Source organism: Nitrosomonas ureae (assembly GCF_900108305.1).
Taxonomy (GTDB): domain Bacteria; phylum Pseudomonadota; class Gammaproteobacteria; order Burkholderiales; family Nitrosomonadaceae; genus Nitrosomonas; species Nitrosomonas ureae_B.
Genome location: NZ_FNUX01000026.1, coordinates 1 through 22,777, shown reverse-complemented (window position 1 = coordinate 22,777; position 22,777 = coordinate 1). Strand labels below are relative to the sequence as shown.

Genomic DNA, 22,777 nt, shown 5'->3' with positions numbered 1-22,777 from the left:
ATTGTAATTTTTTAAAGAGCGTTGCCACTTTATTTATTAATACTTGCCAAGCAGCAGAGAAGCGGAATTATACAGACTCTATAACATGGGTCAAGATATTTCTAATCTTATTTTTGCAATGAATATCCGAACACCCCAACCATATTAAAAAACTTCCGAAAATACAATCACTCAGTTACCGATGGCAAATTCAACTTACTTAACTCCTTGTTTGAGACTCGCCTCGATAAAATTGTCCAAATCCCCATCTAATACATTTTGCGTATTTCCAACTTCAACATTTGTACGTAAATCCTTTATTCTCGACTGATCTAATACATACGATCGAATCTGATGGCCCCAACCAATATCCGTTTTGTTCTCCTCTATAGCCTGTTTCTCCTCATTGCGCTTGCGTAACTCCGCCTCAAATAACCTAGACTTCAACATTGCAAGCGCATCCGCCTTATTTCGATGTTGCGATCGGCCACTTTGGCATTGCACAACTATTCCGGTAGGATTATGTGTAATACGAATGGCGGAATCTGTTTTATTTATGTGCTGCCCACCAGCTCCAGACGCTCGAAACGTATCAATCCTTAAATCTGCCGGATTGATTTCAATTTCTATACTATCATCAACTTCTGGATAAACGAAGACACTGGAAAATGAAGTATGGCGACGATTACCAGAATCAAATGGAGATTTTCTAACCAGTCTATGTACACCAGTTTCTGTCCGCAAAAAACCATATGCATATTCACCAGAAACTTTTAAAGTAGCGCTCTTGATACCGGCAATATCACCTGGTGACTCCTCCAAAATTTCCACATCAAAACCTTGCCTTTCACAATAACGCAGATACATACGCTGAAGCATGGCAGCCCAGTCTTGTGCTTCGGTTCCTCCAGAACCTGATTGTATATCCATGAAACAATTATTTGGATCCATCGAGCCAGAAAACATACGCCGGAATTCCAAGTTTGCTATAGCTTTTTCAATATTTTCGGCATCAATCGAAATACTGGCAAGCGCTGCCTCATCCGCCTCATCCTTAGCTATTTGAAATAACTCCTTAGCATCGCCAAGCTGCTTCTCCATAGATACCAATGTAACGACGGTATCTTCCAGTAATTTTTTTTCACGACCTATTTCTTGAGTACGTTTGCTGTCGCTCCAAACGGTTGAGTCCTCAAGTAATCGTGTCAATTCATCCAGTCGAGTTTTTTTGGAATCAAAGTCAAAGAAACCTCCGTAACTCGCTGGCTCGATTATCAAGATCCTGAATGCGATTTGAAATTGCATTAATTTGTTCAGCTTCCATAAGCTCCGCCTAGAATTAAATTTAGTAATTATAACCACTACTGAACAAAAAGCTCACTCACCTTCGTGAACTCAAACACACCACAATAAGTATTCATACTGAATAAATAAATACAAACATCAATAATCTCAGACAAAAAACACACAAGAAATTATAATTACTGCAATAATTTTATCTAGCTTGCTTCACCAACCAGTTCTCTAACAAGAATCATAATGACAAGGTTTTTTACTTTAATTCCAGCTGCAGGTTCAGGATCTCGCATGGATAGCGAACTCCCCAAGCAATATTTATTCTTGAACGATAAGCCTATGATTTATCATTCAATAAATACACTTTATCATAATAAGCTTATTACAAGCATATTTGTCGTGCTTGCCCCCGACGATTGCAACTGGATCAAACATGATTGGTCAGAGTTTTCTGATAAATTAATCGTACTTAACTGTGGCGGTGCAACACGAGCTGAAAGTGTACTAAATGGGCTCGCTATAGCAAAGCAAAGAAACTTGATTGATAACAATGATTGGATTCTAGTGCACGATGCTGCCAGACCATGCTTAACCGTGGTTCAACTGGACAAATTAATTAGTGAATTAACTCACGATGAAGTAGGTGGGTTATTAGCAGTACCCGTCTCTGATACCTTAAAACGTAGCAATATCGATAATCTCGTGATGCGCACCGAACCCAGAGAAAATTTATGGCAAGCACAAACACCGCAGATGTTTCGCTATGAATTACTTACCAAAGCACTACAGAATGCTAAGAAACTCCACATTACTGATGATGCAAGTGCAATCGAAGCGCTAGGACTCCATCCCAAACTTATACTGAGTGATACTTACAATTTTAAAGTCACTTATCCTAAGGACTTGGCATTAGCAGAATTAATTATTCATCAAAGGAACAATCCGTGAATACGATGAGAATAGGTCAAGGTTTTGATGTACACCAACTGGTCGAAGGCCGTCATTTGATTATTGGTGGCGTCACAATCCCTCACGATAAGGGATTATTGGGTCACTCTGATGCAGATGTATTACTACATGCTATTTGCGATGCCCTTCTTGGGGCCGCAGCATTGGGAGATATTGGAAAACATTTTTCTGATTCCGATCCTCAGTATAAAAATATCGATAGCCGATTGTTATTACGCAATGTACATCGCTTATTGGAAAATTCTCAGTATAAGATCATTAATATTGATGCAACTATTATTGCTCAAACTCCTAAAATGGCACCGCATATCCCGGCCATGATTAGCAATATTGCACAGGATCTAAAAACTCAAGCCGGTAATATCAATATTAAGGCGAAAACTGCTGAACGTTTGGGCGCAATTGGCCGTGAAGAAGGTATTGCGGCCGAAGTTGTATGCTTAATTGGTCATATGGGAAAGAAATTTTGATCAAGAGTAATAAAATAGAAAGAAAATCAATTCGAGTATTTTTTGCGATTTTCCCTAACAAACAGGTACAAAAGCAATTGATACAACATAGCGAAATGCTTGAATCCATTTACGGTGGTCATAAAATTAAAATGCAGCATCTTCATATGACATTGCTATTCCTGGGAAATATCAGCATCCACCAGATTCAAACACTACGAGAAATCGCACAAACTATATCAGCAAAAAAATTTGCGCTTAAATTAGACATAATCGGTTATTGGAAGCACAATCATATCGTTTACATTCGGGCAAAAGAATTTCCTGCAGCACTCTTTTCTCTTACTGATTCGTTAAAGATTGCGCTATCAGAAAGTGGTTTCGTATTTGACAATCGTGCCTACAAGCCGCACATTACTATAATCCGCAAAACCATTTGTCATATTAACGCTAATATGATTAAACCTATTCAATGGTATGTCAATCAATGGTTCCTCATACAATCGCAACCAACACACAACGGGGTAGAATATATTCCGCTCAATCATTGGCATTTAAAATAAAGATCTCATAAATAAAAATCCCTTGATATTTTCTCATAATCAAATCAATTTCCTCGGATACTTCAACATTACAATCACCATGAAAATTCTCGCTCTTGAGACTTCTACCGAATTTTGTTCCGTTGCGCTTCAACTGGAAGGGGTAATAATAGAGAAAGAAGTTCATGCAGGACAACGCCACTCAGAAATTCTTTTATCTATGATTCATGAAATGCTGTGGAAAGCAAAATTGACATTGCAGCAGATTGACAGCATTGCCTTTGGCGCTGGTCCGGGATCTTTTACTGGCTTACGTATCGCATGCGGAGTCGCACAGGGTCTAGCTTATGCCACCGGCATTCCCGTTATAGGAATCAGTACCTTGGAAGCCGTAGCACAGAAAATAGACAAACAAAAGGTTATTGTGGCGCTTGATGCTCGTATGGGCGAGATTTATCATGCTATCTATCAGAAAATGACAAACCATGGATGGAAAACCATTAGCTCGCCCATTCTTTGTTTACCACAACAAGCCCCGACTTTATCCGACACTGATTCTAATTGGCATGGCTGCGGCAGCGGATTCGATGTTTATCACGAAGAATTATCATCACACTATTGTGAAAATCTTCAACAAATTCACTGCAATCTTCATCCGCGCGCTAAAGAAATCGCCCAGCTTGCACTACTCCACCCTGGGATCAATCCAGCTAATGCAACACCCATATACTTACGAAACAAAGTAGCACTAAAAGAAAATGAACGACAGTTATGACACAGCACAGCGAGCTGCTGACATCAGAAAAATGCGCCATTCGGATATAGATCGCATTATTCTCGTCGAACGTGAAATTTTTCTTTTTCCATGGTCACCAGGAAATTTTGCAGACTCCATTAAAGCAGGCTATATATGTCAGGTACTCGAGCAAGATGATACGCTCATGGGATATGGAATCATGATGATGAGCCCTGAAGAAGCCCATATACTGACACTTGGTATTGCCACACATTGGCAAAAGAAAGGTTTAGGTAAAAAATTGCTTCAATATTTCATTGAATATGCCAAAGAACAAGAAGTAAAATCGATATTTCTCGATGTACGTGAATCCAATCATGGCGCTGCGCAGCTCTACAAACGAATGGGCTTTCATCAAATTGCCACACGAAAAGGCTACTACCCAGCCATGTGTGGTCGCGAAGATGCTCTTGTTATGCAACTGGAGTTATGAATAATCGACGCAGACAAATACTTAAAGAATTAAATCTATTACCGGCATGGTACTTTAGATCGGAAACTCCAGGCATTAATCAATCATCCTTTCCGGAATCTCCTAAAAATGAAGATATCACATCTTCGTTTACGCTCAAAGAGAACCCAGCGCAATCCAAAGAAATTGATCAATTGAAGCTGGCAGTATCGCATTGCACAGCCTGCCCTTTGAGCAAGACTCGCACTCACACTGTATTTGGCACTGGCGATAAGAACGCAAGCTGGTTATTTGTTGGCGAAGGACCTGGGGCAAGGGAAGATGAAACAGGTGAACCATTTGTAGGGCAAGCCGGGAAATTACTTGATCAAATGTTGTCGGCAATTAAATTAAACCGTCGGCATCTGATTTATATTACCAATATCGTCAAATGCCGCCCCCCAAATAATAGAAATCCTAGTACATACGAAGCTGCGCAGTGCGAGCCTTTCCTGACCAAACAAATTGCATTGATCAAACCCAAGATTATTATTGCATTAGGCAAAGTAGCCGCACAGAACCTACTTAAGTGTGACAATAGCATTTCCAGTTTACGTGGGAAAATACATGATTATTCTGGAATACCATTGATTGTTACCTATCATCCTGCCTATTTATTGCGTTCTCTTCCAGAAAAAGCCAAAGCCTGGAAAGATTTATGCTTCGCCCAATCAGTCATGGAATCATTGATTCAGAATCCATCTCCATTTAATAATACCTCACACCCTAAACCTAACTAATTGAGAAGTAAATTAACGCCCTTTTCTTGCGCCGATCAAATACAATGAATCTTCCTTACTCTGATTTGACAGGTGCCATTTCCTAACCAATGTCATCATGACAGAAACAAATAATCCGAAAACGGCAATGACAATATAGATATGCACTTCGAATAGAATTAATAAAGCATAGAGTGACAGCATCACTAAAATGCTCAAATTCTCATTAAAATTCTGCACTGCAATAGAATGTCCTGCACCCATCAGAATATGTCCACGATGTTGTAATAAAGCATTCATCGGTACCACAAAAAAACCTGCCAGCCCACCAATCAGCATCAACAAGATAATAGCTATCCACAAATCCGTTACTAAAATCATAGCCATCACAACAATACCCATTACAATACCCAGCGGAATAACTGTTACCGATTGTCGCAAAGAAATCCAACGAGCTGCCATAATAGCACCTGCAGCAATACCTAAGGCCACCACACCTTGCAGTTGTGCCGCTTGATTGAGGGGATAATCCATTGCCACTTCGGCCCATTTCAATACGATAAACTGGAGTGTGGCACCTGCTCCCCAAAACAAAGTAGTTACCGCAAGAGATATTTGCCCAAGTTTGTCCGACCAGAGCAATTTGACGCAGTGACTAAATTCATGCACCAGAAAAAAAAGATTTCTCTTAGGAATACGATGATCGACACCCGTATTAGGAATATACAAGTTAAACAATGCCGCAATAGCATAGATGATGGCTATTAAAAAGATCCCACTTTCCAGCGCATTATCTATCCCTGTCTCTATAAATGGAAAATCAAATTCCAACAAGGCATTCGCCACCGATGGAGTGATTAATACACCACCCAAGACTGTTCCTAATACAATAGATGCTACTGTTAACCCTTCAATCCATCCGTTTGCAATCACCAATTTTTCAGGTGGCAATAATTCTGTCAATATGCCATATTTAGCGGGTGAGTAAGCTGCAGCACCCAATCCTACGACTGCGTATGCAGCTAATGCAAAATGCTGATGCATGGCAACAAATAATAACCCACAACCAGTAATTTTGATGGTGTTGCTAATAAACATGACCCGCCCTTTGGGCATAGAATCAGCAAACGCGCCAACAAATGGAGCAAGAATGACATAAAACAGTACAAAAACAAACTTCAACAAGGGCGTTAAGTAAGCGGGAGCATGCAAATCGATTAGCAAAGCAATTGCTACAACTAGCAGAGCATTATCTGCGAGTGAGGAAAAGAATTGCGCTGCCATAATTGTATAAAACCCGCGTTTCAAACTTATTTCCCGTAGTGTTGGTTCTTTGCCAGTAATAATTGGTGAAATTTCTTTAGGCCTATTTATAAAAAAACTTTAGCTCATTCTTTACCGATAACTTCAATGAAGTTTATGAGATTAGCATATTATGCAAATTGCCGAATCACCAACGCTTGAAAATATATTCAGTGCACTGGAAAGAATCTCGCCAATACCTATTTATTTTTATCATAAAATTTGATGTCGCGCCCTATTCAAGCAATTTTTGATCATTCTGCCTTAGCACATAATCTGACAATAGTCCGTCAATACGCACCCAACGCACGCATTTTGGCAGTTCTCAAAGCGAATGCATACGGCCATGGATTACTTCATACCGCAAACGCTCTTAAGAATGCCGATGGATTTGCGCTACTGGAATTGGATGCCGCTATAACTTTACGCGCTGCAGGCTACCAGCAATCAATTTTACTTTTGGAAGGTTTCTTTTCTACAAAGGAAATAGCTTTAGTTGAGCAGTATCAATTGAGTCCCGTCATTCATCACACTGAACAAGTATCCATGCTATCTGATCTCAAGAATCATAAAATGGACATATTCATAAAAGTTAATACCGGCATGAATCGCCTCGGATTATCTCCCAAACAATTGCCACAAGTCATTAAAGAATTAGAAAACAATCAACATGTAAAAAATATTACGCTCATGACGCATTTTGCTAGCGCTGATGATCCTTCCGAAAAAGCAAGCGTTCTTCGTCAGCTTCGATGTTTCGAAACAATCACCGAGACATATAACTATCCTTGTTCTCTTGCAAACTCAGCAGCCATCGTTAATTATCCTGAAACGCACAGTGATTGGGTTCGCCCTGGAATCATGTTATACGGCGCTTCACCTTTTCCAGATAAAACTGCAGCAGATCTTAATCTTCTGCCAGTCATGACACTATCTAGTAAAATTATTGCGATGCATGATTTGGAACCCGGTGATATAGTCGGTTACCATGGACTGTTCAAAGCTGATGATCGAATGCGCATTGGGATTGTTGCGTGCGGTTATGCTGATGGCTATCCACGTCACGCACCTACTGGAACTCCGATATTGATTAATAATCAACGTAGTCGATTACTTGGCCGAATATCCATGGATATGCTGGCTATAGATCTTACCGAAGCTGAAAATACCAAACTAGGAGACCCCGTTGTTCTTTGGGGTAAAGGCATGCCTGTCGAAGAAATAGCCACATACGCTGGAACTTCCAGTTATCAGCTACTCTGCGGACTCTCTGCTCGGGTAGACAGGAAATTTCTTAAGTCGTTTTAATTCCCAATCTACCCGACATCGAAAGAAAGTTATTCTACTTTTGCTTTACTGCGTAAATCTTGCACTACTGTAGCAAATTCGCGCTGCAATACGCGCTGCTGTATATTTTGTTTTACTTCTTCAAACGGAGGGACTTCCATTGGCCGTATATCCATCAGTTGAATTACGTGCCACCCAAATGAAGTCTGTACTGGTTGTTCCGTCATTCCACCTTTCGATAATTTCACCAGCGCCTCGGAAAACGGTCTGACATAAGCAGCTGGCGGACTCCAATTTAATTCTCCGCCATTTTCCTTACTCCCGTCATCGATAGATTTTTCTTCAGCAATTTTGGCAAAATTACCGCCTTTTTTGAGACTAGCAATAATATCCCGCGCTTCATTTTCATTTTCTACAAGAATATGGCGAGCTTTATATTCTTTATCCCCCATCTGCACTCTTAGGACATCGTATTCCTTGCGTAAGGTATCATCACTGACCTGATTATGTTTTATATAATCAGCTTGAAATGCTCTCACCAAAACTGCTTGGCGCGCTATCTCAAGTTGCGCAATAACTTCTGGATCTTGATCAAGGCGCTTTTTAGTCGATTCTTGTGCGAGAATCTCTTCCGCAATCAGATTCTCACGCAAAGCCTTTCTCATCTCCGGACCATCTTGCTGTCCCTGCGCTACATTCGCTTTCACCATTAATTCCAAGCGAGATTGTGGAATTGCCACACCATTTACTTTAGCCACAACTCCTGATGACTGAGCTTGAACCGAGAATGCAATCAAGCCCCAAACACTAACTATCATCACTTGTGAAAATTTCTTTAAATCCATGGAATTTCCTTTTTACGATTAGGATAAAATTTATATTCAGCAGAATATAGTCTCAGCTTGGAGTATACGCCTTTACATGTAAGACGTGAACTCTATAGTCTGCATTTCTAGCGAAATCACTTGATATTATAGAGAAAAATACACCCTAAGTTTTTACTCAGGTAAAACTTTTTTAAAAGGTTTAACTGTTACTCTTTGATAAACGCCTGCGCTAACATAGGGATCTTCATTAGCCCAAGCCTGAGCTGCCTCCAGAGATTCAAATTCTGCCACTATCAAACTACCCGAGAAACCAAGCGGCCCTGGATCTTGACTATCAATTGCAGGATATGGTCCCGCTAAAATTAGTCGTCCGGCTTCCTGCAATACCCTGATTCTTGTTAAATGTTCTGATCGAACTGATATTCTTTTCTCTAAACTATTAGGTACATCTTCTGCATTTATCGCATATAACATCATTATTTCTTTCCAGCCTTATTGTCGATTTTTTCAATCAAATTATCTTGTTCATTTACAGTCTGAATTCTTTCAGGCATTGGTTTCAAGTGTTTTCCCAATACCATGACTTGCAAAATTATAAACACAAGCATCATTCCCGTAGCACCGAATAGCTTAAATGTAACCCAGATATCTACTGAGAAGCTAAAGGCAACATAGAGATTAACCGCTCCCATTAATAGAAAGAAAACTGTCCAGCTCAAATTAAGCTTATCCCATACTGCTACAGGCAAGACTATTTGCTTTTCAAGCATTAATTTAATCAAATTTTTTCTAAACACCAAACTCGATACTAATAAAACAGATGCGATCAACCAATATAGAACTGTCGGTTTCCATTTAATAAATGTCTCATCCTGAGCTAACAATGTAGCTCCGCCCAAAACCACGATAATCGCCAGATTTATCCACATCATCTTTTCTATTTGCTGCTTTCGCAACCAAAGCCAGCCAATTTGTGCAATAGCCGCTACTATCGCAACGGCAGTTGCTATAAAAATATCGTACAGCTTAAAAGTTAGAAAAAATAATATTACTGGAAAAATATCGAATAAAAACTTCATTGCGTCAGGTATGTTATATCTATCGTATTATCAATCATCTAATCGCTTAGAATTACTAAAATTCAAATACTGATCATTATCAATTCAATACCGCAGGTAATTGAGGGGTCAAGTTATTTTTTTCCTTGATTGCTGCGCCCAATAATGCATATCCAAGTATATTTCCTGCGTCATTTTGATAAAGTGCTTTAACACCATCTTCCTCTGTTTCAACATTCCACTTACCTTTGATACTAAAATCCGGCGGTGAAACTACTGTTGGACATGATGGAGTTTTTACAATTACCGGCATTGCCGGATAATGAATCTGAGTGGGATTACCCGTAAGTGTTGCAGCTAAAGCTTTCGCGGCATGCATAATGGGCATTACAAATGGTAGCACTTTTCCTTCAACTTCAGCGCAATCGCCCAATGCATAAATATCGGCGCAATAAGTCCGCAGCAAACGATTCACAACAATACCACGATTAACCTGAATACCAGCCGCGGCAGCAAGTTGCGCGCGCGGATTTAATCCAACTGCTGACAATACAATATCAGACTCGATTGATTCGCCATTGGCTAACGTCAGACGAAACCTTCCCTGTTGTATTTGATCTACCGCCTGGGTTGTTGTGCTTAAATGAAAAAATACGCCAGCTTCCTCTAGTTTCTTCTGTATAAATGCCCCCCCCTCTGGTGGCAGCAAACGACCAAGCGGCTGCGCACCCATATCAATCACATCGACTCGATAGCCACTCGCCACCAAATCATTCGCAAATTCACAACCAATCAGACCCGCTCCTATGATACAAACTCTCGCTCGACCAACCAAAGCGTCCCGGAATTTCTTATAATCATCAAGATCATTGACGGTTAATATCCCCTCTGTACCATTTCCTGACAATGGCAAACGGACTTGGTCTGCACCCAATGCTAAAACCAGCTGCCCGTAAATTATTTTTTCGCCATCAGACAAAGTTATCGTATGCTTCTCTTGATCTATCAGAGTAACCCGGCAAAAGGGACGAATGGAAATTTTCAACTGTGATGCCATCTTAGCAGCATCTCCATTCAAAATAGAATCAGGATTTTTACCGGATGATAATGCATTAGATAACATAGGCTTGGAATAGAAACCACCATGATCAGCTGAAAACATTTCAATCGGCAGCTCTGAATTAAGCTTGCGTATTTCGCGCGCCACGCCGTAACCAGCCAAACCACTACCCACAATCACCACTGAATTTTTCATTGACTCACTTCCCCGTTATCTCAAAATACATTTGAATCATTCCGCACTTTGGATAAGTCCCTATTTGAAATAACTTCCCATCCAATCCACTCTGGCTCTCTAGACTGTAACCACAGTGCTGCACCTTAGATCAAATCGCAAATCACAATATTATTGTTTTTTACCCTGCTTTCATTCTCAAGATTAAAAAAAGCACATTGAATCTGGAAAAATTCCTTATCAATGTGCTTTTAGGTATGCTGGTCGATTATCAATAAATTGCTTATTAATTAAAATACTATATCAAACGATGCCGATACTATTTTATTAATTCCCGGAAATTTAAAAAAGGCCACGCCAACACGATTAATCCGTTGGAAGTTCACCTTCCTATTTTTCTTCACTGTTGTTGTTCACCAAGCTGGTGCGTCTTTGAAGATATGCATCGCGCATGAATTCATATTTATCCAACGCGGCCTCTTCCAGGGTTTTCTCAATATCCAGTAGCTGCGCACGTGTATTTACAACTCTTGCTGCTGCTACCGGAAGTCGCAAAGCAGTAGAATTAATATAGTCCACATTATTGATAAAAACCCCGGTTACTCCCTGTGTAACAGGATCCATAAAAAAGCTGTCAACAGCAATGCCAAAAGTATCGCGAGCCGAACTCGGCCCTAGGAAAGGAAGCACCACGTAAGGTCCGCTACCGACTCCATAGCGACCCAAGGTTTGGCCAAAATCTTCATTTCGTTTACTAAGATTAACGTCACTGGCTGCACTGATATCGCTTGCAATATCAATCAGACCAAAAATACCAAAAGTGGTATTGATAAGTAATCGTGCACTACTGGCGAGCGCGCTCTCGTAATTTAATTGAAGTACAGAGTTGGTTAGTACCACTACATCATTAAGGTTTGAAAAAAAATTCCCTACCATCAACTCGAGGGGGTCAGGCATAATTTTCTTATAACCTTTAGCAACTGGCTCGAATACATTATTATCGACCATCTCATTAAAATCAAAAACTGCACGATTCATTGATTCCAGAGGATCGTAAGGACCATCCTCGTTATTCAATTTTGTGGAAGCACAGCCGGTTAAAAATAGGCCGGTCAATAGAATAGCGACAACTTTGGAATGAATAATATTAATCATCTTGTTATTTTAGTAAAAAATTTTATCGATCTTGCCACATTTATAGAATAGGTTCAATACGAATTGATCCAAAATGATATATTTGCTCAGAGTAGCCATAAACGAGTAACTACCTGTCTAAATATAAAAAGAATTTTATTGAACCAGATCGCAAGCTTTAGGTATACGGCGGAATTGTCAAAGCAATTAACTAAAAATTCATTCAAAAAATGCTATAAGTTAATTTATCTTATGTCACTCCCATCCCATTGTGGCGCAACAGTGCATCTAATTCTGGTTCTCGTCCCCGAAAAGCTATGAATGATTCCAATGCCGGGCGACTACCCCCCACTGCAAGAATCTCTTCAAGAAAATGTGATCCCGTCACCGCATTAACTACACTAGTTGATGCAACCTCTTCAAACGCACTGTAAGCATCCGCAGAAAGAACCTCTGCCCATTTATAGCTATAATAACCGGCAGCATATCCCCCGGCAAAAATATGCGCAAAGCTGTTCGGGAAACGATTAAAATCAGGCGGAATGATCACTGCCACCTCACTCCGAATCTCATCCATTAACTGTAAAACCGTCTTGTTGCCATTCGGTTTATAATCAAAATGCACATGCATATCAAATAAGGCAAATTCAATTTGCCGCAACATTTGCAACCCGCTCTGAAAGTTTTTTGCTTTCAGCATCTTATCGAATAAAACCCTGGGTATGGACGCCCCTGTATCAATGTGACACGTCATTCCACTCACCACATCCCATTCCCAACAAAAATTCTCCATAAACTGGCTTGGTAACTCTACCGCATCCCATTCGACACCATTGATGCCCGATACGCCCAAATCCTCTACTCTTGTCAGTAAATGATGTAAACCATGACCAAATTCATGAAATAACACAATTACCTCATTATGCGTGAATAATGCAGGACGTAACTGACCGTTAATTGTCACAGGTGCCGAGAAATTACACGTAAGATATGCGACCGGCACTTGTATCCTGTGCTTTCCTGTTTGCTGATCATCAATTCGGCGCCGCGTTACCGCCTCATCCATCCAAGCACCGCCCCGTTTAGTCGCTCGTGCATAGAGATCCAAATAAAATTGACCAATCAATTGTCCGGAAGCATCCAGAATATCAAAAAACTTAACATCGGGATGCCAGCACTGAACTTCACGCGAAATCAATACAGGACAAATCTGAATCCCATACAGTTTCTCCACCAACCTAAACATACCAGCGAGTACCTTATCTTCCTGAAAATATTGCTTAACCTCCTGATCTGAAAAATCATAACGTTCTTCTCGCAATTTTTCACTGGCATAAGTCACATCCCAAGCCTCAAGTTTTGGCAGATTTAACTTCTCAGCTGCAAATTGCTTAAGTGTTTGCAAATCTCTCTCGGCATACAGCTTTGCCTTAATCGCCAGTTCCCTAAGAAAATCCAGAACCTGTTGCGGAGAGGTCGCCATCTTTGTCACCAAAGAAACTTCAGCGTAATTTCCATAACCCAGCATTTGCGCTTCTTCCTGACGGAGCTTCAATATTTCGTTAATAAGCAGCATATTATCCCTATCCGATCCAGCCGGACTATCAAATTCACTGGCTCGCGTAGCATTAGCACGATACATTTTCTCGCGCAAACTTCGATCATCAGCATATTGCATTACAGGAAGATACGAAGGCATATGTAAGGTAAACTTCCAACCGGCCTTGGAGTCCGTTGCCGCCAATTCCTTGGCCGCTTGCAGCACATCATCCGGAATACCCGCTACGGTTCTGGCATCCTCAATCAATAATTCATATGCATTCGTTGCATCCAGTAAATTGTCATTGAATTTTGATGATAAGTTTGATAACTCTTTCTGAATCTGCAAGAATCTCTGCTTCTTCTCAGACGGCAATTCCGCGCCACCTAAACGAAAATCTCTCAATTCATTCTCAATGATCTTCTTCCGCGTCGAAGTCAAATGGTTGAATTCCGAATTTTTACGCAATTGTTTAAATCTTTCGAACAGCACCACATCCTGAGATAACTCAGCATAAAACTGAGTGATTAGAGGTAAATTGGCATTGTATATTTCCCGCAACTGTAGAGTATTCATCACCGCATTTAAATGCGACACCTGACCCCAAGCACGTGACAAGCGCTCACTCGCATCTACCATTGGCTGTACAAAATTCTGCCATGTAGGCGCTTGAACATCAGTTCGCACTTTTTCAATTAAAGCGCGATTTTCTTTCAACAGTGCTTCAATGGCTGGCGCAATATGCTCATTCGTTATCTCTGCAAAACGAGGAAGCCCAGAAAAATCAAGCAATGGATTAGACATATCTCTCCCGATAATTGAAAAATATTTCTTCGTGTATCGTTAATAAATCAGAAAAGCACGAGCGGATTCAATGCTCATAAACAATATGACCATTCACCAGAGTATATTTAATCCCACCCGGTAATTCCATACCCATAAAAGGTGTGTTTTTGCCTTGACTCAGAATGGCCGAAGACGTCACTTTCCAGTAATGATCAGGATCAAAAATACAAATATCAGCCGCGCTACCGATGGATAGATGCCCCGCATCAATACCCAGAATACCCGCCGGATCCGAAGTAATCTTTGCTAAAATCTTTGGCAAAGACAAACGCATCTCTGTCCCCCATTTTAATGTTAAGGGCAGCAATAGCTCTACGCCCGTAGCTCCAATCTCAGACTGAGCAAATGGCAACAGTTTGGCATCTTCATCTACCGGCGCATGATCAGAACAAACCGCGTCAATCGTACCATTCAGCAGACCCTGCCGCAACGCATCGCGATCATCAGAACCACGCAGTGGTGGCATTAAATGACAGTTGGAATCAAAGAAACCAATATCCATATCTGACAAATGGAGATGGTTAATTGTCACATCACAGGTTATCGACAAACCCTGTTGCTTGGCAGCACGAATCATCGCCAGCCCTTCACCACTGGAAATTCGACACAGATGTACTTTGACTCCCGTTTCTTTTGTTAATAATATAATGTTGGAAATAGCAATTGTCTCTGCGCAAACGGGGATTGCAAGTAACCCTAATCGGGCTGCGACCTCACCATCATGCGCCACACCATCACCCGTCAAACTGATTTCTTGAGGACGCAACCACACGCTAAAATCAAATGTAGAGGCATACCGCATCGCCTGCATGAGCACCTTGAGGTTTGGCAATAAACCATCCGGCTGACCAAAAACCACACACCCGGCATCGTTCAATTCCGCCATTTCAGTCAATCGCTCACCTTTCAATCCTTGAGTGAGCGCACCAATGGGATAGACATGCGCTTGATTCAGATTCTTAGCGCGATGCTTCAACATTTCCACCAAACCTGGTTCATCCAGCGGTGGATCCGTATCTGGGGGACACGCAATGCTCGTTACACCGCCGGCAACGGCCGCATTCATCTCAGATTCTAGAGTCGCTTTATATTCTAATCCTGGCTCACGCAAACGCACGGATAAATCGACCAGACCAGGACATACCACTAGCGCTTGAGCATCGATTATACGACTCGCCTGAAATTCAGCAGGAGCTTTACCTATCCCGACAACTTTGCCCTTAGCAACAAAAACATCCTGCACAGAATCAATATCATTCTTTGGATCAATGAAGCGTCCATTTTTGATATGAATTTTCATGAGCAATCTTTAAACCTAATTGCCTGTTAAGATTGACATCACAGCCATACGCACTGCAATGCCGAATGTCACTTGAGGCAAAATCACCGATTGTTTACCATCTGCAACTGCTGAATCGATCTCTACGCCACGATTCATCGGCCCAGGATGCATCACGATTGCATCGCGCCGAGCAAGCGACAGCTTGTCCACAGTCAGTCCATAATATTTAAAATATTCCTCCGCACTAGGTAAGTTTGCGCCTTTCATCCGCTCATTCTGCAAACGCAACATCATCAATACATCAACATCTTTTAGGCCTGTTGCCATATCATGATAAACATGCACACCAAGGCGTTCCACCATCTTGGGCAGCAAAGTTTTCGGTGCAATAACGCGCACCTCCGGAACACCCAATGTCGTTAATGCGTGAATCTGTGATCGCGCTACTCGTGAATGCAAAATGTCACCGATAATGGCAACACGTAAGTTGCGAAAATCATGCTTGTAACGCCGTATCGTAAACATATCTAACAAAGCTTGCGTGGGATGCGCATGGCTTCCATCCCCAGCATTGATGACATGAATATCTGAGCGGACATGCTTTGCAATCAAGTGAGCAGCGCCACTTTGCGCATGCCGCACCACAAACATATCGGCATTCATCGCAGAAAGATTGTTCACGGTATCCAACAGTGTTTCACCTTTGGATTGCGCAGAAACAGCAATATTTAAATTGATGACATCAGCTGATAAACGTTTGGCGGCAATTTCAAATGTGGTTCGTGTACGCGTACTTGATTCAAAGAAAAGATTGAATATCGACTTACCGCGCAGCAATGGTATTTTCTTAACATCACGCTCAGTAACCCCCACAAAAGATTCGGCTGTATCCAGAATATGCAGCAGTATAGACACCGGCAAACCTTCCGTCGTCAATAAATGCTGCAACGCGCCATTTTCATCCAGCTGCGGATTTCTATTGATCATTCCGGAGAATCTTTATTATATAAATTTAAGCTTAGCTTTCCGCTTTCATTCCGCTTCAATTCCAACATTTTTTCTTCTGGCAGCTCAAGTTCAACGCCAGTATATCGCGCTGCAATCGGTAATTCCCGGCCACCACGATCAATCAAAGCTGCCAGAATAATCGATGCCGGCCGCCCGTAATCAAACAATTCATTGATCGCCGCACGCACGGTACGTCCCGTGTTCAGGACGTCATCGACCAGAAGAATATGCGCTCCTTCCACTTCAAAAGGAATTTCTGACGGTTTAGTTTGTGCATGCAACCCAATCTTATCGAAATCATCTCGATAAAAAGACACACTCAATATACCGAGCGGCTTTGTGATCGCCAACTCCTGGTGCAAACGCTCCGCTAGCCACACTCCGCCTGTACAAATACCGACAAGGGCATAATCCTTATTATTATCAGTCCGTATTTTTCTTGCAAGACTATTGAAAACTTTCTCAGCGTCTGGTAATTGCATGCTGTTCGTCAAAAAATGATTGAAGTATTTGTTGTGCGGCTATTTGATCCAATACTGACTTTTGCTCCCGACCAACGACACCAGCCTCACGTAAAACAGCACTGGCTGTTTGACTAGTATAACGCTCATCTTGCATTACGACCTGAATGTTAAAACGTCCTACCAGGCGCCGCGCAAAACGCTGACTTAACTGAGTTAATTCATGCGCCGCTCCGTCACTATGCAATGGCAAGCCCACCACAAACAATACTGGTTGCCACGTGTCGATTAATTGAGCAATCGTTACAAAACGCTTACTTGTCACTTCGCTATCAATTGTAGTAAGGGGATGCGCCACACCTAATGCAGTATTGCCAACAGCCACTCCTATTCGCTTTTTTCCATAATCAAAGGCTAGAATGGATCCATCAGAAAATTGCTCAGTTAGCTGATTTATCTGCTGCTTTTTCGATAAATGCTCTATCATTTGCTCTAATTCTTAAGCATGCCCCACTTCATTGGATAGATTTGCATAATCGTTAATCCCCAATAGCTGCATTGCAGCAGGAAGCCTTTCTTCAGAAGGGAGTTCAAATATCACATCTATTGAAGCTGGCACAGTCAACCACGCGTTCTGAGCCAATTCATGTTCAATTTGACCTGCTGCCCAGCCGGCATATCCCATCGCAATCAAAGCTTGGCTCGGCCCTTCGGCATTGGCGATAGCTTTTAAGATATCCATCGATGTGGTCAAACCAATCTCTTGATTCACGCTCAACGTTGATTGCCAGCTACCTACCGGACGGTGTAAAACAAATCCACAATCCAATTGTACAGGTCCGCCAAACAACACTGGAACCGACTCAGCAAGAGAATACGTTGATGAAATACTCAATTGCCTAAAAAGATTGATCAATGTCATATCTGTTGGCCGATTTATGACAATTCCCAATGCTCCATGCTCGTTATGCTCGCAAACATAGGTCAGTGTTTTAGAAAATATTGAATCCACCATTGCCGGCATCGCAATTAAGAAATGATGTGTCAAATTAACATTTTTCATGGCGGAATCTCTATCTACTCAATACATTATGATTCTTTCACTTATTGTATAAAATTGTTGAAAAATTTTACCACTTAAATCCAGTATGCAGTTTGAGTCATTACTTTTGATCCTAGTTTCATAGCAACCTTCACTGGCAGAGGTAACTCCACCCCTCCATGCGACAATGCCATTGTTGCATGACCAGCTTCATCAATTTCCATTTGTTTCACTATAGCACGACTTTTTTCGTCATTATCGGGCAATCTCTGTAAATGACCGGATAAATGCGCCCCTACCTGCTGCTCTGTCTCGGCAAGAAAACCAAGATTCCATTTATCTCCCAGCATTCCCGCGAACATTCCTATAGCAAAAGATCCGCCATACCAAAGTGGATTAAGTACGCTTTTACGCCCACCCAGCTCAACAATGCGACGTTCTGTCCACGCCAGATGCTCTGTTTCTTCACGAGCAGCTCGTAATAATGTTTGCTGCACTGCCTCATTCCGTGCCGTTAATCCCTGCCCCTGATACAAAGCCTGTGCGCATACTTCACCTACATGATTCACTCGCATCAACGCACAAGACAATCGTTTCTCTATATCGGTCAGAGCCGCTTCTGGCAACTCGCTACCAGGAACAGGGCGCGCCGTCTGAGCCGAAGTTAACAAAGTACGCAAGGCACTATCAAAACCAATAATAAGCTTATCAATATTAATCATTATTTAACATCTCAAGTGAGCGTGTGTAGCATAAAAATACTATCAAGATTCTTGGGCAAACTATAATTCTATATATTAAATATGCCTTCATTACAATTTAAAACCCATTTGTCTTGCCAGTAATGTAATCGGATGCAACACCTCTACCCGCATCCCATCTTCATACATTCTATTTGAAAAATGCATAGCACAACCAATATTTGAAGTAACCAGATATCTGGCGCCACTTTCCTCAAGCGCCGATATCTTTTCATTCAATAACATATTAGCAATATCGGGTTGATCCAGGAAATAAGTCCCCGCAGCGCCGCAGCATTGATTATTACCTGGCAATGGCACTACTTGCACACCCGGGATAAGCTCGATCAACTTATAAGGATATGCTTGTTCCTGCAATACATTACGCTGACTGCAGGGTTCATGCACTAGTATTTTTTCCGGTAGCGCCGCTAGATTCACATCTCCCCATTCACCATTTGCAATCAAAAATTGGCTAATATCCACAATTCGGGTGTGACCATTCGTTATTCTGGATTCAAGCAATTGCGCACCGCAACCTGAGGCTGTACTAATAATTGCATCAATATCGTATCTCGCAAAAGCAGATTTATTCTGCCGCGATAATGCTAAAGCATCTTTGATCGCTCCATCATGCTGGTATATAGCACCGCAACACACTTGATCCGCTGGAACGTATACTGTATATCCCAAGTGATTCAACACATAAATGCAGGAATTTAACGTCGCCACATCTGTTAAACGTGCCACACAGCCTAAAAACAACCCAACCTCGCCACGCTTTTTGTTTATCGCAGGGTAGATTTCCTTCCAAAAATTACTCCTGCCGTGTTTTTCGCCAATCACTCCCATGTGCGGAAATTTAATCAATGGAAGCTGCGCGACAAACCGCACAAGGTTATTATTACCCAAATTGCTTAATTCTCTTATCCGGCGTAACCAACTATTTTTCTGCACAAAATAAAACAATCCACGCAAGCGATCCAGTCGTGCAGGTTTATTGAGTAATTGTTTTTTCAATAAATTTATCACAAAGAGCTTTCGCGGCGAGTCAACAGACTTGGGTTGATCAGCAATCAATGCACGCATACTATCGATCAAATTTCCATAAGCCACATTATTAGGACAAACAACTTCACAGGCTCTGCAAGTCAAACAACGATCCATATGTTGAATGAATCGTACATTCAATGGAATTCGCCCATTAACAAACCCGTTCATCAAATTGATTCGTCCACGTGGAGAGTCTGCTTCGGATTTCAGCAGGCGATAAGTAGGACAATGCGGCAAACACAAGCCGCATGAAACACACTGATTTGATTCACTGTTAACAAAATCTCTTAAAGAGGGGCTGGAAGGCAAATTCAATTTATTAATTCCACAAGATTAAGTTTTAACACGCTTATCCCAATTGCTATTAATAGTTAACGGCTTCAACAAGATGATTATATTATCTCTTGTCACGTTCATTAAATTTCATGTAAAATTAAATGTTAATTAGTTCGTCCGTTGGGCTGGCATGTATTTCTAATTTAAAAATTAACATTATCAACCAATTTTAGTTTAAAGTTTTAAAGGCAGATATAAAATTATGGTCATTATCAGGTTAGCGCGGGGTGGTGCAAGGAAGCGTCCTTTTTTTAACATGGTTGTAGCAAACTCCCAATATGCGCGTGATGGTCGATTCATAGAGCGTATCGGTTTTTACAATCCAAGAGCGACGGGTGGCGAGGAAGCGCTTCGAGTTCAATTGGAACGAGTTGCTTACTGGCAATCCCAAGGCGCGCAATTATCATCAACTGTAGCCCGCTTGATCAAACAATTCGCAACTAAAAAAGAAGTTCCAGTAAACGGTTAAAGTAGCTAAACCGAAATTGCACGAATGATAGTAATGGGTCATATTATCGGCCCATATGGAGTTCATGGCTGGATAAAAATCAATCCTTACACAGAGCATTTAGATGGATTGATGGAATATTCACAATGGTGGTTGGGCAATGAAAATTCTGAGTGGCAAAAAGTACATGTGGCTAATGGCCATATCTATGGTACCGCTTTATTAGTAAAGCTAAAAGAATATTCTGATCGCACACAAGCAACAAAACTCAAAGGAATACAAATAGCAATCCCACGCGATTGGTTACCTGATTTGCCAGAGAACGGGATTGATGGTTATTACTGGACTGATTTAATTAATGCTGAGGTCCTTAATTTAAAAGGAGAGAAGCTGGGTACGGTCGTCGGTTTATTCGAAACGGGTGCGAACGATGTTTTACGCATTATAAGGATAGACCAAGAAAAAAAAGAAATTCTTATACCTTGCATTTCGCAGTATATCGTGAAAGTAGATTTGAAAAATGCTCAAATCATAGTGGACTGGGATTGGGATTATTAAGGCACAGACCATGTCATTTGAATTCGATCTCATTACATTGTTTCCAGAAATGTTCGATGCCATTACACAATATGGCATTACAGGCAAAGCAAATAGGAACGGCATTTTCAGTCTCAACACATGGAATCCGCGGAACTTTACTCACGACCATTATCGCACAGTGGATGATAGCTCCTACGGAGGCGGACCTGGAATGGTCATGATGGCCCAGCCCCTAGATGACGCTATCATTCGGGCGCGAGCAAGACAAAATGCATTGGGTATTGACAAACCTACAGTTGTCTACCTAACACCTCAAGGGAGTCGGCTTGACCATGAAATGGTCACACAACTGAGCAAGCTACCAGGTTTAGTATTACTCTGCGGACGCTATGAAGGCATTGATGAGCGCTTGATCAACCGTCAGGTAGATGTAGAAATTTCTGTTGGAGATTATGTTGTTTCTGGTGGAGAGTTGGCTGCGATGATACTAATAGATTGTATTGTCAGGCAAATTCCAGGAACGTTAGGTGATCCTGAATCTGCAAATCAGGATTCATTTGCAGAAGGCTTGTTAGATTACCCACACTATACTCGCCCAGAAATTTACAAAGGCAATCATGTACCCGAAATATTGATGTCAGGTAACCATGCAAAAATCCGTCGCTGGCGTTTTCAGCAAGCACTTGGTAGAACATGGCTTAAAAGGCCCGATTTATTTAATTTAAAATTTGCCCATGGCATGACATTAGAAGAAGAAAAACTTTTAGAAGAATTTAAACAATCCTGCAAATCCAGGCAGAATCAGTAAATAGGAGAAAAACATGAACTTGATTGAGCAATTAGAAGCGGAAGAAATGAAGCGCCTGAACAAAGATGTACCCGACTTCTCCCCCGGAGATACCGTAATTGTCAACGTAAATGTTGTCGAAGGGGAGCGCAAACGTGTACAGGCCTATGAAGGTGTCGTAATAGCCAAAAGAAACCGCGGACTAAATTCAGCATTCACTGTTCGCAAAATTTCAAGCGGAGAGGGCGTGGAACGCACCTTCCAGACCTACTCTCCACTAATAGCAAGTATTGAAATTAAACGCAGGGGCGCAGTTTGCCGTGCAAAACTTTATTACCTCAGGGATCGTGCCGGAAAATCCGCCCGTATCCGCGAAAAGCTACCTGCCCGCGCCACTGCTAACAACAAGAATCTAAAGCAAACTGCGCAGTCAGAACCGGATGCCATCACGACAGAGTGAGTGCGGATAATATCGAAAATCCGTACATTATGTGCTGCATTAGTGTACGGTAATTGCAATTCAAGCCTTCGCTTGCCTTAATTATGCATTATTACTTAGTCGATTCTGAAAAACCCTTAAGCATTTGATATTAGTTATAAATGCACTGTATGTTAGTGATCATAGCGACCGAAGATGTTAAAATGGCGCTG

At 41.4% G+C, this 22,777-nt stretch carries 26 protein-coding genes; 11 read left to right on the top strand and 15 right to left on the bottom strand.

Annotated features, from left to right (window positions below; translation table 11 throughout):
* Nucleotides 1-195: 195 nt before the first annotated feature.
* Nucleotides 196-1,303 (bottom strand): peptide chain release factor 2 gene (gene prfB / locus C4S39_RS12380; protein WP_146059770.1). Its coding sequence is split into 2 segments (ribosomal slippage): nt 196-1,221 and nt 1,223-1,303, totalling 1,107 coding nucleotides; the frame shifts between segments, so codons are not numbered across the junction.
* Nucleotides 1,304-1,518: 215 nt separating this feature from the next.
* On the opposite strand from prfB, the gene ispD reads away from it, so the two are divergent.
* From ispD to C4S39_RS12350, 6 genes are all read left to right on the top strand, one after another.
* On the top strand, nt 1,519-2,223 hold the full coding sequence (ispD, locus tag C4S39_RS12375) for a 2-C-methyl-D-erythritol 4-phosphate cytidylyltransferase (protein WP_103967289.1): 705 nt from the start codon (nt 1,519-1,521) through the stop codon (nt 2,221-2,223).
* A 5-nt stretch (nt 2,224-2,228) separates the two neighbouring features.
* Nucleotides 2,229-2,714 carry a 2-C-methyl-D-erythritol 2,4-cyclodiphosphate synthase gene (gene ispF, locus C4S39_RS12370; RefSeq protein ID WP_103967307.1) on the top strand — a complete coding sequence of 162 codons (486 nt, stop codon included), beginning with the start codon at nt 2,229-2,231 and terminating at the stop codon, nt 2,712-2,714.
* A complete protein-coding gene (gene thpR / locus C4S39_RS12365; protein ID WP_258039433.1) occupies nt 2,681-3,256 on the top strand; it encodes an RNA 2',3'-cyclic phosphodiesterase in 576 nt (191 codons plus the stop codon). Before ispF ends, thpR begins: the two co-directional genes overlap by 34 nt.
* A 79-nt stretch (nt 3,257-3,335) precedes the next feature.
* Entirely contained in the window at nt 3,336-4,010 is a 675-nt protein-coding gene (gene tsaB, locus C4S39_RS12360) for a tRNA (adenosine(37)-N6)-threonylcarbamoyltransferase complex dimerization subunit type 1 TsaB (protein ID WP_103967288.1), read from the top strand.
* On the top strand, nt 3,994-4,464 hold the full coding sequence (gene rimI / locus C4S39_RS12355; protein ID WP_103967287.1) for a ribosomal protein S18-alanine N-acetyltransferase: 471 nt from the start codon (nt 3,994-3,996) through the stop codon (nt 4,462-4,464). Before tsaB ends, rimI begins: the two co-directional genes overlap by 17 nt.
* Nucleotides 4,461-5,222, top strand: coding sequence for a uracil-DNA glycosylase (locus C4S39_RS12350; RefSeq protein ID WP_103967286.1), 762 nt, complete (start codon nt 4,461-4,463; stop codon nt 5,220-5,222). The genes rimI and C4S39_RS12350 overlap by 4 nt, the downstream gene beginning before the upstream one ends.
* A gap of 12 nt (nt 5,223-5,234) precedes the next feature.
* On the opposite strand, the gene lplT is transcribed toward C4S39_RS12350, so the two are convergent.
* Nucleotides 5,235-6,509, bottom strand: a complete 1,275-nt coding sequence (gene lplT / locus C4S39_RS12345) for a lysophospholipid transporter LplT (RefSeq protein ID WP_103967285.1) — start codon at nt 6,507-6,509, stop codon at nt 5,235-5,237.
* 219 nt (nt 6,510-6,728) lie between these two features.
* Here lplT and alr point away from each other — a divergent pair, with 219 nt between their 5' ends.
* Nucleotides 6,729-7,811 (top strand): alanine racemase, encoded by a 1,083-nt coding sequence (gene alr, locus C4S39_RS12340; RefSeq protein ID WP_103967284.1) that lies wholly within the window; start codon nt 6,729-6,731, stop codon nt 7,809-7,811.
* Nucleotides 7,812-7,840: 29 nt separating this feature from the next.
* Here alr and C4S39_RS12335 read toward each other — a convergent pair whose 3' ends face one another.
* The 13 genes from C4S39_RS12335 to C4S39_RS12275 all read right to left on the bottom strand — a co-directional run bounded on the left by C4S39_RS12335 (nt 7,841) and on the right by C4S39_RS12275 (nt 20,324).
* Nucleotides 7,841-8,635 carry a peptidylprolyl isomerase gene (locus C4S39_RS12335; protein ID WP_103967283.1) on the bottom strand — a complete coding sequence of 265 codons (795 nt, stop codon included), beginning with the start codon at nt 8,633-8,635 and terminating at the stop codon, nt 7,841-7,843.
* A gap of 153 nt (nt 8,636-8,788) precedes the next feature.
* Nucleotides 8,789-9,091: a YciI family protein gene (locus C4S39_RS12330; RefSeq protein WP_103967305.1), complete on the bottom strand. Its 303-nt coding sequence runs from the start codon at nt 9,089-9,091 to the stop codon at nt 8,789-8,791.
* A 2-nt stretch (nt 9,092-9,093) separates the two neighbouring features.
* A complete protein-coding gene (locus tag C4S39_RS12325) occupies nt 9,094-9,696 on the bottom strand; it encodes a septation protein A (RefSeq protein ID WP_103967282.1) in 603 nt (200 codons plus the stop codon).
* A gap of 79 nt (nt 9,697-9,775) precedes the next feature.
* Nucleotides 9,776-10,930, bottom strand: coding sequence for an NAD(P)/FAD-dependent oxidoreductase (locus C4S39_RS12320; protein WP_103967281.1), 1,155 nt, complete (start codon nt 10,928-10,930; stop codon nt 9,776-9,778).
* Nucleotides 10,931-11,299: 369 nt separating this feature from the next.
* Nucleotides 11,300-12,064 carry an MlaA family lipoprotein gene (locus C4S39_RS12315; protein ID WP_103967280.1) on the bottom strand — a complete coding sequence of 255 codons (765 nt, stop codon included), beginning with the start codon at nt 12,062-12,064 and terminating at the stop codon, nt 11,300-11,302.
* 229 nt (nt 12,065-12,293) lie between these two features.
* Nucleotides 12,294-14,387, bottom strand: a complete 2,094-nt coding sequence (locus C4S39_RS12310; protein WP_103967279.1) for a M3 family metallopeptidase — start codon at nt 14,385-14,387, stop codon at nt 12,294-12,296.
* 67 nt (nt 14,388-14,454) lie between these two features.
* Nucleotides 14,455-15,729 (bottom strand): dihydroorotase, encoded by a 1,275-nt coding sequence (locus tag C4S39_RS12305; protein ID WP_103967278.1) that lies wholly within the window; start codon nt 15,727-15,729, stop codon nt 14,455-14,457.
* Nucleotides 15,730-15,744: 15 nt separating this feature from the next.
* Nucleotides 15,745-16,698, bottom strand: coding sequence for an aspartate carbamoyltransferase catalytic subunit (locus tag C4S39_RS12300; RefSeq protein WP_103967277.1), 954 nt, complete (start codon nt 16,696-16,698; stop codon nt 15,745-15,747).
* Entirely contained in the window at nt 16,695-17,201 is a 507-nt protein-coding gene (gene pyrR, locus C4S39_RS12295) for a bifunctional pyr operon transcriptional regulator/uracil phosphoribosyltransferase PyrR (protein ID WP_103967276.1), read from the bottom strand. Before pyrR ends, C4S39_RS12300 begins: the two co-directional genes overlap by 4 nt.
* The gene (gene ruvX / locus C4S39_RS12290) at nt 17,182-17,667 is read right to left on the bottom strand and encodes a Holliday junction resolvase RuvX (RefSeq protein ID WP_103967275.1); all 486 of its coding nucleotides are present in this window, start codon (nt 17,665-17,667) and stop codon (nt 17,182-17,184) included. The genes pyrR and ruvX overlap by 20 nt, the downstream gene beginning before the upstream one ends.
* Before the next feature lie 12 nt (nt 17,668-17,679).
* Nucleotides 17,680-18,243: a YqgE/AlgH family protein gene (locus C4S39_RS12285; RefSeq protein ID WP_103967274.1), complete on the bottom strand. Its 564-nt coding sequence runs from the start codon at nt 18,241-18,243 to the stop codon at nt 17,680-17,682.
* Nucleotides 18,244-18,317: 74 nt separating this feature from the next.
* The gene (gene coq7, locus C4S39_RS12280; RefSeq protein WP_103967273.1) at nt 18,318-18,944 is read right to left on the bottom strand and encodes a 2-polyprenyl-3-methyl-6-methoxy-1,4-benzoquinone monooxygenase; all 627 of its coding nucleotides are present in this window, start codon (nt 18,942-18,944) and stop codon (nt 18,318-18,320) included.
* A gap of 90 nt (nt 18,945-19,034) precedes the next feature.
* Nucleotides 19,035-20,324: a (Fe-S)-binding protein gene (locus tag C4S39_RS12275; RefSeq protein WP_258039438.1), complete on the bottom strand. Its 1,290-nt coding sequence runs from the start codon at nt 20,322-20,324 to the stop codon at nt 19,035-19,037.
* A 229-nt stretch (nt 20,325-20,553) separates the two neighbouring features.
* Between C4S39_RS12275 and rpsP the strand changes: the two genes are divergently transcribed.
* The 4 genes from rpsP to rplS are packed head-to-tail and all read left to right on the top strand — an operon-like array spanning nt 20,554 to nt 22,586.
* Nucleotides 20,554-20,820 (top strand): 30S ribosomal protein S16, encoded by a 267-nt coding sequence (gene rpsP, locus C4S39_RS12270; RefSeq protein ID WP_103967271.1) that lies wholly within the window; start codon nt 20,554-20,556, stop codon nt 20,818-20,820.
* Between the two features lie 33 nt (nt 20,821-20,853).
* Nucleotides 20,854-21,357 (top strand): ribosome maturation factor RimM, encoded by a 504-nt coding sequence (gene rimM / locus C4S39_RS12265; protein ID WP_103967270.1) that lies wholly within the window; start codon nt 20,854-20,856, stop codon nt 21,355-21,357.
* Between the two features lie 10 nt (nt 21,358-21,367).
* Entirely contained in the window at nt 21,368-22,147 is a 780-nt protein-coding gene (gene trmD, locus C4S39_RS12260; protein ID WP_103967269.1) for a tRNA (guanosine(37)-N1)-methyltransferase TrmD, read from the top strand.
* Nucleotides 22,148-22,160: 13 nt separating this feature from the next.
* A complete protein-coding gene (rplS, locus tag C4S39_RS12255; RefSeq protein WP_103967268.1) occupies nt 22,161-22,586 on the top strand; it encodes a 50S ribosomal protein L19 in 426 nt (141 codons plus the stop codon).
* The last annotated feature ends 191 nt before the right edge of the window (nt 22,587-22,777 follow it).